Origin of the sequence: Rhodococcus sp. 05-2255-3B1, assembly GCF_002258545.1 — a bacterium.
Classification (GTDB): Bacteria; Actinomycetota; Actinomycetes; order Mycobacteriales; family Mycobacteriaceae; genus Rhodococcoides.
The window spans coordinates 75,312-89,003 of sequence record NZ_NOZC01000007.1; the positions used below are offsets into that span (position 1 = coordinate 75,312).

Genomic DNA, 13,692 nt, shown 5'->3' on the forward strand with positions numbered 1-13,692 from the left:
TTGGCAGGACGCTGCATTGCCGTCGATACGGCTCTCTAGCTCAGTTGATAGATACCCGAATACGACGATGACAAGTTACTGTGCCGCCATGGCCGAACGCGTCTACCTGGAGTATCGCCTCGACGAGAACGTCATCTTCGTTCTCGACCACCGCACCGTCGAGGTGTTCGACGCCGCCGTGAGGATCGCATCGGGCGGGCGCTGTCGGTGGCATGTGGATCAGCTCGGCGTGGACGCGAAGCCGACCCGGGACGGCACCAAGATCGTCCTCGGTCTGCGAACATCCGACGGCAGCATCGGCTACTCGGGCGACCGAATGAAGTTCACTGTCACCGACGAGCAGTTGCCGCACCTGCTGGCATTCTTCGACCGCGCGAAAGCGGCCAGGGCCCTCAACCGATGACCGCCCAGCCGTGCGGCGGAACGTTCACCCGCCCGTCGTTCAGGCCCGCTTCCCCGGCCAGCACCTCCCTGCCCTCGACCGCGTAGTCGATCGCGTCGTCGCCGAGATTCAGTGCCACGGTGATCGACTCGCCGTCCGCAGAAGCTCGGTAAACGAGTGCGGTGTTGGTGAGCTCGAGAGTTTCGGTGCGGGCGGAGTACAACCACGGGCTTCGGCGTCGTAACCCGATCAGCTCCTGGTGAATTCGGAACACGGGCCAGCCGTACGGGGCCAGATCGTCCGGGGATTCGGGGTACTCCGGACGCACGTCGTCATCGCCGCCGACGCGGTCTTCCTTGATGCCGCGGAACGCTTGCTCGTCGCCGTAGTAGATCATCGGCATACCGCCCACGGTGAACAGAACCACCAACGCGTGCAGCAGATGTCGCTCGTCCTCGATGACGCTCGCGATGCGATTGACGTCGTGGTTTCCGACGAATGTGGCAGGTACGAAGGCGTCGAGCCAGCCGTTGTGCCGCTCCAATGCGTGCGAGAGCTCGAAGAAGTTCTTCTCGCTCAGACCGCTCCAGATCGCCTTCCACAGCTCGTACTGGGTGACCGAATCCAGCGTGGAGGCCGAGACGATTCGGTCGTAGTCACCGTGAATCACCTCGCCCAGAAAGTATGCGTCCGGGTGCTTTTCGCGAACCTTCGGCAGTACCGCCGCCCAGAAGCGCGGCGACACCGCATAGGCCGCGTCGAGTCGCCAGGCGTCGACGCCGCGTTCGAGCCAGTGCGAGAGCACGTCCACGACGTACTGCTGCACGTGTGGGCTCTCGTGGTTCAGCGCAACCAGTTCGTCGTGCCCCTCGAAGTTGCGATGCGTCGGCTCGTCGCCGGACCAATCCAGATGGAACCACCCTGCGGCCTCGGAGTCCGGCCCCTCGGCCAGGGCCTGACGGAACTTCGGAAAGCTCTGTGCCACATGGTTGAAGACGCCGTCGAACATGATCTTCAGGCCGCGTGAGTGCGCTGCGGCGATCAGCGAGTCGATGTCCTCGTCGGTGCCGAGCCTGCCGTCGACATGGTGGTAGTCGACCGTGTCGTAGCCGTGCTTCTCGGATTCGAAGATCGGACCGAGGGCGATGCCCGACGCGCCGAGCTCGAGTGCGTAGTCGAGCCACTTCTCGATTCTGTTCAGCCGGTGCAGCTCCGCTTGGGACTCACCGTCCCAGCCGTGGACCGGTGCGCCGGTGAATCCGAGTGGGTACAGATGCCACCAGATGGCGTGCTTCGTCCACTCCATCAGAACTCCATGATCGAGTCGCGGCCGAGCTCGCCCGCACCGGTGTGGCCGGACAGGCTGGTCACCAGGTCGAATTCGGCCAGCAGGCAACGCAATACGTGCGCCACGCCCTCCTGTCCACCGAGTGCGAGTCCGTAGAGGAACGGTCGGCCGAGCAGTACCGCATCGGCCCCGAGTGCGAGGGCCTTGGCCATGTCGGCTCCGGTGCGCACGCCCGAGTCGAACAACACTGTCAGTTGCTCGCCCACGGCGTCGACGATCGAGGGCAATGCGTCCAGTGATGCTCTGGCCCCGTCGATCTGACGACCACCGTGATTGGAGACGACGATGCCGTCGACGCCGTGCGCTGCGGCCTCTCGCGCGTCGCCGACGGTGCAGATTCCCTTGAGCACGATCGGACCGTCCCAGTGCTCCCGCAGGAACGAGAGGTTCTTCCACGACAGCCCGGGGTTGGGGAACATCTGCGCCCAATGCATCGCGGCGGCAACGGGGTTCTCCTCGACGGGCTGGGCCAGCCCGGCCTGGAACGCCGGATCGCTGAGGTAGTTCTCGATGCCGAGGTTGGCCAGGAAGGGAAGATACCCTCGGTCGAGATCGGCGGGCCGCCAACCCAACAGGGTCGTGTCGAGGGTCAGCACCAATGTGGTGAACCCGGAATCCTTCGCGCGCTGCAGAAAGCTCAGCAGTACCGATTCGTCCGTCGGCCAGTACAGCTGATACCAGCGGGGAGCGTCGCCACCCGCCTCGGCGATCTGCTCGAACGAATGCGATGCCTGCGTCGAATGTATGTACGGCACACCGAGTTCCGCAGCCGCGCGAACCGTCGCGAGCTCACCGTCGGGGTGGGCGAGGGTCTGGATCCCCACCGGTGCGATCAGCAACGGAGCGGGCATGTCGGTGCCGAGCACGGTGCACGCGTGATCACGCGAGGCCGAACTGCGGAGCATCCGCGGCGTGATGGCCCACCTGTCGAACGCCGCCCGGTTCGCACGAGCCGTCGAGCCACTGCCCGCACTGGCGACGATATAGCCGAGAGCCTCGGGCGAGAGCTTCTCGGCAGCCTGATCCTCCAGCCGCGCCAGGTTGGTGGTGATCGACGGTGTCTGTTGCGCGAACATCCCGGCGGCGTAGATGCCGAGTTGGTGATCGCTGAAGTTGCTGGGCCTGGCCTCGGTCATCGTTCGACCCTACCGGGGCACCGCCGAGGCTCGGGCGAGAAACGAGTCCAGCAGAGCCGAGCACCGCAACCGAGCTGCAGGCTCGGCGTCGGCGATGGCTCGGCGAATCTCGTGCGCGTCCACCTCGTGTTCGACGCCGTCACGGTCCCATGCGGCCGCCCACGCGTCGTACGTGTCGAGGTCTATTTCGGGGTGGAACTGCAGTCCGAGGTGCGGTCCGTGGACGAACGCCTGTTGTGCGGCCCCGTTGCGGGCGATCACCGTCGCCTCCGGGGGAGCGACGAAGGTGTCTCCGTGAAACTCCATCCACGGGCCGGCGGCGATGAGCTCGGGATCGGACGACTCGACGTCGACGAAACCGTACTCGGGATGCTCGGACTTGCGCACGCTTCCGCCGAGCACCCGAGCGAGCAACTGACCTCCGAAACAGACACCCAGGATCGGGACCTGCGCGTCGATGGCCTGCCGTACGTATGCGATTTCCGGCGCGAGCCAGGTCAGCGTGTCGTCGTACGCAGCGTCGGGCGAGCCCATGACCACCAGCAACTGCGCCTCGGACAGTGACGGCGGCGCGGTGTCGGGACTGTGATCGAAGGAGTGCACGTCCAACTGGAAACCCCTGCTGCGCAATTCGGCGTCGAGGGTGCCGATGTCGCGTCGCGCGAGAGCCGGGTCCCGGTCGTGGACGAGTACTACGGCGCGCGGGTCGTTCGTGTATGTCACAGGGCTCCTTTACGGTGTTCGTGCACACCGTACGACAGACTGGATCCGATGCCACCTCGTAGACGCACAGCCCGATCCACCACTGCCCGCACCGTCAAGGCCGGGCAGAGCAGCGCTGCGCGAAAGTTCGCGGCCGCGAAGAACGGTGAGCCGGCACCGAAGAAGGCCGCTGCTCCGAAAAAAGCCGCACCACGCAAGCGGGCCGCTCCGCGCAAGACCTCGCCGCGCAAGACTGCTGCCCCCGATCTGCGGGTACCCGATCCCGGTGAGCGCGTCTGGGTGCTGGACGTGCCGTTCGAGGATCGGTCGGCGGCAGGCGCTGCCGGAGCGCGCTGGTATCCGGGCCCTCGGGTGTTCGCGTACTACGGCACCGAGTTGCCGGAGTATCTGCAGCCGTACGAGTCGATGCCGTACAGCCTGCAGCGGTGGCTCGAGGACGACGCGAACGAGAATTGGCGTGACGAAGCTGTGCGAGAGCGGGCGATGCAGCCTCGCGACACCCAACTCGAGTCCGTCGGGCGCCATCTCGCCGCCCTCGAGGCCGGTTTCCCGTACTTCGCGCAGATGGATTCGACGGGTCTGGGCAAGACGCTCGCGGTGTGCGAGGCCGTCCGGCAGATGTCGGCGGCCGAGATCGGCACGGTGCTGGTGGTCGCACCCAAGGGCGCGCTGCCGGGGTGGCGTCGCACCATCGCAGACAGCGAGGCAGACATCGAGCCGTCCGAGCGCAAGCGTTGGCTGCTGATCACCTACCAATCGACGAAGAAGCTCCTGTCGGTTCCGCCGGAGACCGATCTGGGCAAACGCAAACGGACACAGAACAAACGGACCATCTCGCTCGGTGAATTGCGGTTCGACATGGACGTGGTGATCGCCGACGAGTCGCATGCGCTGATGAACATCGAATCCCAACAGTCGCAGATTCTCTGGCGGTATCAGGAGGCGGCCCGTTCGGTGGTGTGGATGTCTGCCACGCCCGGCTATCAGCCGCTGCACTTCGCGTACATGGCTCGGGCGGTGGAGCGCAGTCGCGGCGTCGAGATCCTGGGCGACGAGGAGTACCTCGGGTACGCAGTGACGATGAAGTGGGCCGAGTTCCTCATCGAATCCGGGTTCGCCGTGAAGGCGGGCAAGGCGACGACGGGGTTGACGACGTGGCGCTGGGAGCCCGCGGACGCGGCCCGCCGCGCACGTGACATCGCGGCCGTACACGGCTGGCTATCGGGAGGCACTGTGCCGTGGTCGATTTCGCGTCCCTCGCCACCGACGCCCCGCGAACCGCTCGGACAGGAACTCACTGCCGCCCAGAAGCGGCTGTACAACTCGGCATGGGTGGTCTATCGCAAGGAAGTCGGGCTGCCGATCTGGAAGGCCGTCGGCGGAAAGCGCGTGCTGCAGAAGAACCCGAGTACTCGTGCGGCGACGCTGCGGTTTCGCCAGAAGTGCTCGTACTTGCGCATTCCCGCGTCCGCGGACCAGGTACGGACGTGGGTCAAGGCCGGCAATCAGGTGTTCGTCTCGATGTTCTACCGCGAGTCGGTCGCCGCGCTCGCGCAGACTCTGCGGGACGAGGGTCTCGATGTCGCCGTGGTCGACGGCTCCATGAGCAGCCCCGAGCAGGAGGCATCGATCAGACGTTTCCAGACCGGGGCGGCGTCGGTCATCGTGTCGACCACCACCAGTGCAATCAATCTGCACACCAACGAGTTACTGCTGCCCGAGGGGACGGTCTCGACCCTCGCCCCGCGCGTGACGCTGATTCACGACCCGAGGTGGACACCGATCGACATTCGCCAGATCGAGGGGCGTGCGAACCGAATCGACAAGGACCACAACCACACCACCTCGACGTGCTACTACGGTTACGCCGAGGGCACGGTCGAGGAGGAGATGGTGCTCACCGGCATCGAGCGCATAGCAGACCTGGGATCGATCGTGGGGCAGGCGGATCTGATCGATCCGGAGGCATTCCTCGCCGCGAAGGTGGATGCCGGAAATTAGCGACAATCGTGAGCAATCGTCCACGTGCCCGAGTAGGTTCGGTTTCATCGGCAATTCGTCGGTACCGGGCTCACTTTGGCACCAGGAGTAGTCATGATCGTTCTCGGAATCATCCTCGCTCTCATCGGCTATTTCGCCGGCATATCCATCTTGACCACTATCGGCATCATTCTGGTGGTCGTCGGCGCTGTTCTGACGCTGCTCGGTTCGATGGGGCGCGCAGTCGGTGGCCGCAAGACGTGGTTTTGACCCACAGATTAGAACACACGTTCGATTTCTGTTAGTCTGAGCGTGCCCCCGGAGTTGGCGATGCGGCCAGCGGAGCCACTTCGGGCGGTCCAGAGCGGACTGTACGGATTCTCGAAGGCGGTCGCACGCAATGGCAGTCGAACCCGAGCCTGCGGCCGGCTCGCTCTATCGCGTCGGGGATCGATGGGCCGAGAGAGCACCGAAGCGTTGTGGCAACGGTCATCGGCTCGTCGCAGGGTCGGTTCTCGTCGGTTCGCGGGCATGTTCGTGTGAACTCGGACATCACCGGACGCATCAGTGCCAGTCCTGTGGCGTCGTGAGATTCACCCCCGAACTGGGCCCGTCGTGCAGTGATGCGAGCTTCGATTCGCGCGCCGCGCGCGCCCGACCTGCCGTCGTGGACAATCGTGTTCATGAACGAGGTCATGAAGAACAGTGAAACCGCGGTCGACCTGGGTCGACTCAGGCACGATTTCACGCGATTCATGATGAGCTACAAGTTCGGGATCGACGAGCTGATCACCAAGATCAACATCCTCAAGCAGGAATTCACCCACATACACCGCTACAGCCCCATCGAACACGTCTCGTCGAGGTTGAAGACGCCCGAGAGCATCATCGACAAGGCGCAACGCAAGAAGTGCTCGCTCAATCTCGACGCGATCCGCGAGAACATCTTCGACGTCGCGGGTGTGCGCATCACCTGCAGCTTCATCTCCGACACCTACCGCATTGCCGACATGCTCAGTAGCCAGAGCGATGTGCGCGTCGTCGAGACCAAGGACTACATCGCGAATCCGAAACCCAACGGCTACAAGAGTTTGCACCTGATCGTCGAGATTCCGGTGTTCATGTCCGACCGCGTCCAACCGGTGCTCGTCGAGCTGCAGATCCGAACCATCGCGATGGATTTCTGGGCAAGCTTGGAACACAAGATCTTCTACAAGTACCGCGGAGAAATTCCTCCCACTCTGCTGGCCGAACTGACCGAGGCCGCCGAGAGCGCGAACAAGCTCGACGAGAAGATGGAAAGACTGCACGACGAGGTGACGGAGCTCAACGGCGATGCCGAGAACTCCATCACCCTCGGTTCGATGCCACCGTTGGCATTGCCGCCGGAGTTGTTGCACATGCTGCTCACCGCGCAGGCCGACGCGATCGACCCGGAGTAGAGACCCGAACTACGACAAACCCCGCTGCTCGACGGGTGAGCAGCGGGGCCTGTGTTCTGCGATAGCTATCCGATGTGCACCGGGGTGTCGCCGACGGGCAGGTCGTCCTTCTTCGCGCGGACGAGCACCAACACGACCGGGCACACCAGCGCGACGAGGATCGCGGCGGTCCCGAAGGCCCAGGCGTAACCCGAGACCTCGGCTGCGAAGGCGTGGTCGATGGTGGCCAGCACGAAGTTTCGGATCGGCTCCGGCAACGCGGCCAGAACTTCGTCGCTGGGGATCCCCTGGCTCGCGAGAGCTTCGGCAGGAACTCCGGCAGGCGGAGTCGGTGCGGGGTTCTCGGCCAGGTACGTGGACTTGGACGAGGTGTACACCGTGGTGAACACCGCCGCGCCGAGTGCGCCGCCGACCTGAAGAGTGGCGTTGATCAGCGCGGATGCGGCACCTGCGTCGTGATCGGGCACTCCGATGAGCGCGACGTTCTGCATCGGCACCATCAGGAGACCGAGACCGAGGCCGAGCAGCACGACGCCCGGGAGGACGTGCGTCCAGTACGAGGTGTCGACACCGATCTGCGTGAGCAGCAGCAGGCCGATCGCGGAGACGACGGGACCGACGGTCATCAGCGGCTTGGGCCCGATCTTCGGCACCAGCGCGGAGGCGATCGCAGCGGTGATCAGGATTCCACCGGTCATCGGCAGCGACGCCACGCCGGCGATCACCGGGCTCATCTCGAGCACGATCTGGAAGTAGAACGTGAGGTACAACGTGCCGCCGAGCAGTGCGGCACCGATGACGGCGGATCCGATGTAGGCGGCACCGCGGTCCCGATCGAGCAGCACACTGAGCGGAAGCAACGGGTTGTCCGACTTCGACTCCACCACGACGAAGGCCGCGAGAAGAGCGAGGCCGAGGGCGATGAAGGAGATGGTCGGTACCGTCGCCCAGCCGTCTTCGGCTTCGGTGAAGCCGTAGACCAGCGATGCCAGCCCGAGTGCGACGAGGATCGCGCCCGGCAGGTCGTAGCGAGTGTCTCCGTGCGCCTTGCTTTCCTTGACCAACGGCACCGCGGCAGCGATGGCGACCACGGCGACCGGGATGTTGACGAGCAGGCACCAGCGCCAGTTCGCGTATTCGGTGAGCACTCCGCCGAGGAGCAGGCCGACGGCTGCGCCGCCACCGGCGATCGCTCCGAACACACCGAACGCCTTGGCGCGTTCCTTGGTGTCGGTGAACGTGACCGTCAGGATGGCCAGTGCTGCCGGTGCGAGCAGTGCGGCGAAGACGCCCTGGCCGGCGCGCGCGATGAACAGCTGCCAGCCCTCCTGGGCGAGTCCGCCGATTGCGGAGGCAACTGCGAAGCCTGCCATGCCGACGATGAACGAGCGCTTGCGTCCCCAGTAGTCGGCGATGCGTCCGCCGAGCAGCAGAAGTGCGCCGAACGACAACGCGTAGGCGGTGATGACCCAGGCGCGGCTGCTGTCGCTGATACCCAGGTCCAGCTGAGCCTGCGGCAGCGCGATATTGACGATGGTGCCGTCCAGCACGATCGTGAGCTGAGTGATGGCGACGATGCAGAGCACCAGCCATCGGCGCTCGTAGTTCGGGTTGAGATCCGGCGATTCTCGCTCGGAGAGCTGCGACATGTTTCTACCCCACTCGTACTCGTCGATTCTCGGGCACGAAAATGTCCCGATCGAAAAGGTAGGCGATGCCGTCCGAGGTGTCAAACGAACTAGTTGGTAGGCGGTATCGTGGCCGTCATGAAGCCTGACGCCAGCGCAACCCGCGCCCGCATCGTCGCCGCCGCTCGCGCAGAATTCTCCGAGCACGGACTGGCCGGAGCACGAGTGGATCGCATCGCCGTCTCCGCCAAGGCCAGCAAGGAACGCCTGTACGCCTACTTCGGCGACAAGCAAGCACTGTTCCGAGCCGTGATGGAGGACGGATTCACCCGATTTCTCGAATCGGTTCCGTTCACCGCCGACGATCTGGGGCGATACGCCGCCCGCGAGTATCTGCACTTCGCCGCGCACCCCGAGGAACACCGATTGCTGCTGTGGACGCAACTTCAGGGCGGCAAGGGCGCGGCAGGCGTGGAGAAGGTCCGATCGGTATTCGCCGAGCGACGAACGGCTGTAGCCGCGGTACAGAAGAAGGGGACGATCTCGGACGCGTTCACCGTCGACGACCTGTTCACCATGATCTTCGGCATCACCTCGTCGTGGATGACCGCGCCGGGTAACGACTGCGGAGCCGTCGACGACACCGAACACCAGCGTCGGGCGTCGATCATCGAGGGCGCAGTACGACGACTCTGCGCTCCGTAGCGTTGTCTATCGTTCTCTAGTTTCCAATCAAGAGAGACGAATAGTGGGGTAGCGGGGCCGGTTTTCCCGCAAACGCGCGCGCGTTTGTCAGACGCGCGCGATTTCGACACCGATCCTGTGGCAATTCCGAACGCGTCCGACGATTCCGCGCGCGTCTGCCGAGTTCACCGCCCCGCCAGAATTGCCGCCTCACGCTCGGCCGAGAGTCCGACGGGCGGCCGATCGTCCCTCATCGGCGTCCGTCCGTTCAGCGACTGCAACCACATCCACGTGTCGGCGATGGTCTCCTGAATCGGACGAGTCCGGAGCCCTGCAGCGAATGCCTTCGAGACATCGGATGCATGCAACGAATCGTGATCGACCCCCGGCGGAATCCAGATCGGGAGCTCCGTCCACGGCTGCACGCCTGCAGCGCTGAGTACGTCCGGCTCCACCCAGCACAGCCGAGCATCGGAGCGGGTGGCTTGGATGCAGGCCTGCAGAACGTCGTCGATCGTGGCATGACCTGGCCGGCTCACCACGTCGTACGCGCCCCCGAGACCCCGGGCCGCTGCATCCAGACTCCAGGCAACGAGATCGCGGGCATCGACATATTGCAGTGCCAGGTCGGCGGGACCGGGCGCGAGCACATCGCCAGCGCGCTCGATTCTGTTCAGCCACCAGGGAAGTCGGCCGATATTTTCGTAGGGTCCCAGGATCAGCCCGGCGCGGACCAGCAGCGCTCGAGCGCCGAACGCTGCAGCAGCGGCCTGCTCACCGCCGAGTTTGCATCGCGCATAGTCCTCGCCAGGCCCGTGGACCGTCGGCCAGGTCTCGTTCGCTCCTGCCTCGGGCGCGTCGTACACGGATCGGCTCGAGACGTAGATGTAGCTATCGACTCGACCGACGAGCGTCGCCGACGACCGCTCGACGGCGCTCGGCTCCCATGACCAGGTGTCGAACACCATGTCCCAGTTACCTTCTCGAATCGCATTCAGCCCACCGGTCGCGCGTCTGTCTCCACGGAGTTGGTTGACCCGGGGATCCGACGGGGTCGTGCCGCGATTGAGTACCGTGACGTCCCACTGCAGATCGAGAGCATGTTCGACGGCAGTTCGCCCCACGAACTCACTGCCGCCGAGGACCAATAGCTTCATGTACCCAGTGTGCCGGTCATCCGGTCCGCGCTGCCGTCGACCAGCCTGATGGGATCGCTGCTGACAGCAGAGCAGCTCCAGCTACACGGGGAGCGTGCTGTGGCCGGTCTCCTTGATGGTCAGCACCGTCGCAACACCGATGGCGCACACGCCCATCACCCAGTACGCCGGTGACATGGCGTTGCCGGTCGATTCGACCAACTGTGCGGCGACGTACGGAGCAGTTCCGCCTGCGGCGATCGTTCCGATGTTGAAGCCCAACGACACTCCGGTGTAGCGAACCGATCGCGGGAACAGTTCGGTGAACAGCGGGAACGCCGGAACCTGTACGACGCCATTGAGCACCATGTAGACGAAGTAGACAACGCCGACGATCAAAATGCTCGACGTGGCACCGAGAATCATGAAGACCGGTAGCGCGATGATCACGTAGGCCACATAGCCGAACAGCAGTACCGGTTTGCGGCCGAATCTGTCGGTCAGCATCCCACTCAACGGAAAAGTGGCGCAGGCCAACGCAATTGCCACCGCCGATGTCCAGTACACCGAGTCCTTCGAGAACCCGAGGTCGTTGATCAGGTACACGCTGAAGTAGGTCAGTCCGATGTATCCGGATCCGTTCATCGCGATCGCGATGCCGACGACGCGGAGCACCGACCACGGTTGCTTCCTCACCACGTCACTCAACGGGCTCTTGGCTACCTCGTTCTTGGCTGCCATTTCCTCGAACTCCGGGCTGTCCTCCAGCTTCAGCCGGACACGGAGACACACGAACGCCAGGGGCAGAGCAAGCAGAAACGGGATGCGCCATCCCCAGGACGACATTTGTTCGTCGGTCGTGATCAGAGCGACGACCCCGACGACGGCGGCAGCGACGGCGAAGCCGAGTGTCGATCCCACCGGCGTGAACGAACCGAAGAATCCACGACGGTTCGGCGGTGCCGATTCGGCGATGTAGGTTGCGGCACCGCCGATCTCACCGCCCGCCGAGAATCCCTGGGCGAGCCGGACGATGACCAGCAGAACCGGGGCCAGCACGCCGACGCTCGAGTGCGTCGGCAGCAGGCCGAGAATGCCGCAGGCGACGCCCATGCACACCACGGTGATGACGAGGGCGTGCCGACGACCCTTACGGTCTCCGAGTCTTCCGAAGAAGATTCCGCCGAGCGGACGGGCGACGTAGGCGACGCCGAAGACCGCCAAGGTCGCCAGTATCGATACGCCGGGGCTGGTGGATGGGAAGAACAGCGGTGCGATGACGACGGCGAGGAAGCCGTAGACCGCGAAGTCGTAATACTCGATGAGCGTGCCGACACCTCCGGCGAGCGCAGCTCGGCGCGCGGTCGTGGTGTCCGCCTTGGGCGGTGCGACTCCTGCGCGGGAGTGTTCGGTGTTCGTCATCGCGCTGATCCTTCTGTGAGTGGTTGCTTGCTTCGGTGTTCGGAGAGAAGCAGTTCGTACGACCCTCCTGCTTCGATGACGGCGACGGTGCGGGCATTGGGTGGATGACCGGTGATCGTGGTGCCGTCCGCCTTCGACACCTCGGCCCGACGCCAGTCGAGTCCGACTACGTCACCGACGGCCACCGCGTCCGATATTCCGGGGACGGTGATCAGGGGCATACCGTTGAAGGTCTCGCCGCGCCAGAATCCGGGCGAGAACGATTCCGCCACAACGGCACTGATGCCCAGGTTGCGCAACGCCACCATCGGCGGATAGTGCGGATGTCCGTAGCCGAAGTTCCGCCCACCGACGATGATGTCTCCGGGGCGAACTCGATCGACGAAATCCGGGTCGTACGCCGCCATGCAGACCGATCTGAGGTGATCGGGGTCGTAGGACTTGATGTTCGCGACACCCACCACCAGATCGATGTCGAAGTCGTCGCCGAATATCCACGCGACTGCGCCGTCGATGACGTCGGGCGGGGGCGGGTATGCGCTCATGACCCCACCTGCGCGATCGTCCCGGCGAGGGCGCTGGCCGCGACTGTGAAGGGTGAACCCATGTAGATGTTGGCGTCGGAGCTACCCATTCGCCCTGAGATGTTCAGCACCCCGGTGGAAATGCAGTTCTCGCCGGCCGCGAGGGGCTTCTGGTATCCGAAGCAGAAGTCGCAGCTCGACACCGCGATATGCGCGCCCGCCGAACGCAGGATGTCCAGCAGCCCTTCGCTTTCGGCTTGATCGTGCACCTTCTGCGAGGTCGGCACCACGTTCAACTCGACCCCGGGTGCGACCGTCCGCCCGTCGAGCACCAGAGCCGCCGCGCGCAAGTCTTCGATGCGGCCGCTGGCACAGGACCCGATGAACGCCTTCGTGATCGGTATTCCGGCCAGATCGGCGGCGGTATGCGTGTTGGCGGCACGGGCCGAGCCGGGCTGCACCACTTGCGGAACGATGGTGGACAGGTCGATGGTGTGGCGGGCCGCGTAGGTGGCGCCCTCGTCGGGGAGCACGGGGCTGAACGCGCGCCGGGCGACGTCGTGGGCGTAGGCGAGCGACAGCTCGTCGGGTTCGAAGATCGCCGAGACCGCTCCGGTGAACATCGCCATCCCGCACAGTCCCTGGCGGTGGTCGATCTTCATCGACCGCGCTCCGGGACCACCGAACTCCATGACCTGGTGGGCGCACCCGTCCGCACCGACCAGGTCGATGATCGTGTGGACGAGATCGCGACTGTCGACGCCGGGGCCGAACTCACCCACGAGGTCGAACCGGGTGGTGGCCGGGATGTCGACGTACAGCTGTCCTGTCACCCAGGCCTCGATCAGATCGCGCCGGATGCCCCAACCGAGTGCACCGAACGCACCGATTCCGCTGATGTGCCCGTCGAAGTGGACGAGAAAGTCTCCTGGCGTTGCGAGTCCGAGTTCGGCGGTGAGTTGATGACCGATGCCGCGACCCTCGTGCAGTTCGATGCCGTAGAACTCGCACCAATCTCGCGTGATCTGGTGCACCTCTTGTTCTTTGGCGTTCTTCTTGGTGAGCATGTGGTCGATGAAGACGACGTATCGCGCCGGGTCGTCGAGTTCGGTGATGCCGAAGTCCTCGCGCATCTGCCGGAACATCACGTCGGTGTAGCCCGGGAAGTCGTAGGCGATCATCCGTGCGGGTCGCACGGCATGATTCTCTCCGGCGTGCACCACATCGGCATCACAGGTTCGGCCGAGGATCTTCTCGACCATCGTCAGTGCGTCGGAACTCATACCG

13 protein-coding genes are annotated in these 13,692 nt (G+C 64.5%); 5 read left to right on the forward strand and 8 right to left on the reverse strand.

Features of this window, described 5'->3' with window-relative positions:
• Nucleotides 1-88: 88 nt before the first annotated feature.
• On the forward strand, nt 89-403 hold the full coding sequence (locus CH249_RS04510) for a hypothetical protein (protein WP_032396819.1): 315 nt from the start codon (nt 89-91) through the stop codon (nt 401-403).
• On the opposite strand, the gene CH249_RS04515 is transcribed toward CH249_RS04510, so the two are convergent.
• From CH249_RS04515 to CH249_RS04525, 3 genes are read right to left on the reverse strand one after another with little or no spacing between them, the layout of a single operon-like run.
• Complete coding sequence (locus CH249_RS04515) at nt 393-1,688, reverse strand: alpha-amylase family glycosyl hydrolase (protein ID WP_094629136.1); 1,296 nt, start codon at nt 1,686-1,688, stop codon at nt 393-395. The two genes, CH249_RS04510 and CH249_RS04515, sit on opposite strands and share 11 nt — an antisense overlap.
• The gene (locus CH249_RS04520; protein ID WP_094682492.1) at nt 1,688-2,866 is read right to left on the reverse strand and encodes an alpha-hydroxy-acid oxidizing protein; all 1,179 of its coding nucleotides are present in this window, start codon (nt 2,864-2,866) and stop codon (nt 1,688-1,690) included. Before CH249_RS04520 ends, CH249_RS04515 begins: the two co-directional genes overlap by 1 nt.
• Nucleotides 2,867-2,875: 9 nt before the next feature.
• Nucleotides 2,876-3,589 carry a type 1 glutamine amidotransferase gene (locus CH249_RS04525; RefSeq protein ID WP_094682543.1) on the reverse strand — a complete coding sequence of 238 codons (714 nt, stop codon included), beginning with the start codon at nt 3,587-3,589 and terminating at the stop codon, nt 2,876-2,878.
• 48 nt (nt 3,590-3,637) lie between these two features.
• Here CH249_RS04525 and CH249_RS04530 point away from each other — a divergent pair, with 48 nt between their 5' ends.
• The 3 genes from CH249_RS04530 (at nt 3,638) to CH249_RS04540 (ending at nt 7,011) form a co-directional block, all read left to right on the forward strand.
• Nucleotides 3,638-5,590 carry a DEAD/DEAH box helicase gene (locus CH249_RS04530; RefSeq protein WP_256988103.1) on the forward strand — a complete coding sequence of 651 codons (1,953 nt, stop codon included), beginning with the start codon at nt 3,638-3,640 and terminating at the stop codon, nt 5,588-5,590.
• Between the two features lie 93 nt (nt 5,591-5,683).
• Nucleotides 5,684-5,839, forward strand: coding sequence for a DUF6131 family protein (locus tag CH249_RS27790; RefSeq protein ID WP_094611554.1), 156 nt, complete (start codon nt 5,684-5,686; stop codon nt 5,837-5,839).
• Between the two features lie 413 nt (nt 5,840-6,252).
• On the forward strand, nt 6,253-7,011 hold the full coding sequence (locus CH249_RS04540) for a GTP pyrophosphokinase family protein (RefSeq protein WP_052050039.1): 759 nt from the start codon (nt 6,253-6,255) through the stop codon (nt 7,009-7,011).
• 65 nt (nt 7,012-7,076) lie between these two features.
• On the opposite strand, the gene CH249_RS04545 is transcribed toward CH249_RS04540, so the two are convergent.
• Nucleotides 7,077-8,660 carry an MFS transporter gene (locus tag CH249_RS04545; RefSeq protein WP_094682491.1) on the reverse strand — a complete coding sequence of 528 codons (1,584 nt, stop codon included), beginning with the start codon at nt 8,658-8,660 and terminating at the stop codon, nt 7,077-7,079.
• 117 nt (nt 8,661-8,777) lie between these two features.
• On the opposite strand from CH249_RS04545, the gene CH249_RS04550 reads away from it, so the two are divergent.
• The gene (locus CH249_RS04550) at nt 8,778-9,344 is read left to right on the forward strand and encodes a TetR family transcriptional regulator (RefSeq protein WP_032397298.1); all 567 of its coding nucleotides are present in this window, start codon (nt 8,778-8,780) and stop codon (nt 9,342-9,344) included.
• A gap of 164 nt (nt 9,345-9,508) precedes the next feature.
• Here CH249_RS04550 and CH249_RS04555 read toward each other — a convergent pair whose 3' ends face one another.
• The 4 genes from CH249_RS04555 to CH249_RS04570 all read right to left on the reverse strand — a co-directional run bounded on the left by CH249_RS04555 (nt 9,509) and on the right by CH249_RS04570 (nt 13,688).
• The gene (locus CH249_RS04555) at nt 9,509-10,480 is read right to left on the reverse strand and encodes an NAD-dependent epimerase/dehydratase family protein (protein WP_094682490.1); all 972 of its coding nucleotides are present in this window, start codon (nt 10,478-10,480) and stop codon (nt 9,509-9,511) included.
• Nucleotides 10,481-10,561: 81 nt separating this feature from the next.
• A complete protein-coding gene (locus CH249_RS04560; RefSeq protein ID WP_032396826.1) occupies nt 10,562-11,881 on the reverse strand; it encodes an MFS transporter in 1,320 nt (439 codons plus the stop codon).
• Nucleotides 11,878-12,426 carry a 3-isopropylmalate dehydratase gene (locus CH249_RS04565; RefSeq protein ID WP_045197542.1) on the reverse strand — a complete coding sequence of 183 codons (549 nt, stop codon included), beginning with the start codon at nt 12,424-12,426 and terminating at the stop codon, nt 11,878-11,880. Before CH249_RS04565 ends, CH249_RS04560 begins: the two co-directional genes overlap by 4 nt.
• The gene (locus tag CH249_RS04570) at nt 12,423-13,688 is read right to left on the reverse strand and encodes an aconitase family protein (protein WP_373453502.1); all 1,266 of its coding nucleotides are present in this window, start codon (nt 13,686-13,688) and stop codon (nt 12,423-12,425) included. Before CH249_RS04570 ends, CH249_RS04565 begins: the two co-directional genes overlap by 4 nt.
• Nucleotides 13,689-13,692 lie beyond the last annotated feature (4 nt).

What these genes read in the sequence shown, in the direction of transcription:
- CH249_RS04510 (WP_032396819.1), top strand. Translation starts at nt 89, where the DNA reads ATGGCCGAACGCGTCTACCTGGAGTATCGCCTCGACGAGAACGTCATC.
- CH249_RS04515 (WP_094629136.1), bottom strand. Translation starts at nt 1,688, where the DNA reads ATGGAGTGGACGAAGCACGCCATCTGGTGGCATCTGTACCCACTCGGA.
- CH249_RS04520 (WP_094682492.1), bottom strand. Translation starts at nt 2,866, where the DNA reads ATGACCGAGGCCAGGCCCAGCAACTTCAGCGATCACCAACTCGGCATC.
- CH249_RS04530 (WP_256988103.1), top strand. Translation starts at nt 3,638, where the DNA reads ATGCCACCTCGTAGACGCACAGCCCGATCCACCACTGCCCGCACCGTC.
- CH249_RS27790 (WP_094611554.1), top strand. Translation starts at nt 5,684, where the DNA reads ATGATCGTTCTCGGAATCATCCTCGCTCTCATCGGCTATTTCGCCGGC.
- CH249_RS04540 (WP_052050039.1), top strand. Translation starts at nt 6,253, where the DNA reads ATGAACGAGGTCATGAAGAACAGTGAAACCGCGGTCGACCTGGGTCGA.
- CH249_RS04545 (WP_094682491.1), bottom strand. Translation starts at nt 8,660, where the DNA reads ATGTCGCAGCTCTCCGAGCGAGAATCGCCGGATCTCAACCCGAACTAC.
- CH249_RS04550 (WP_032397298.1), top strand. Translation starts at nt 8,778, where the DNA reads ATGAAGCCTGACGCCAGCGCAACCCGCGCCCGCATCGTCGCCGCCGCT.
- CH249_RS04555 (WP_094682490.1), bottom strand. Translation starts at nt 10,480, where the DNA reads ATGAAGCTATTGGTCCTCGGCGGCAGTGAGTTCGTGGGGCGAACTGCC.
- CH249_RS04560 (WP_032396826.1), bottom strand. Translation starts at nt 11,881, where the DNA reads ATGACGAACACCGAACACTCCCGCGCAGGAGTCGCACCGCCCAAGGCG.
- CH249_RS04565 (WP_045197542.1), bottom strand. Translation starts at nt 12,426, where the DNA reads ATGAGCGCATACCCGCCCCCGCCCGACGTCATCGACGGCGCAGTCGCG.
- CH249_RS04570 (WP_373453502.1), bottom strand. Translation starts at nt 13,688, where the DNA reads ATGAGTTCCGACGCACTGACGATGGTCGAGAAGATCCTCGGCCGAACC.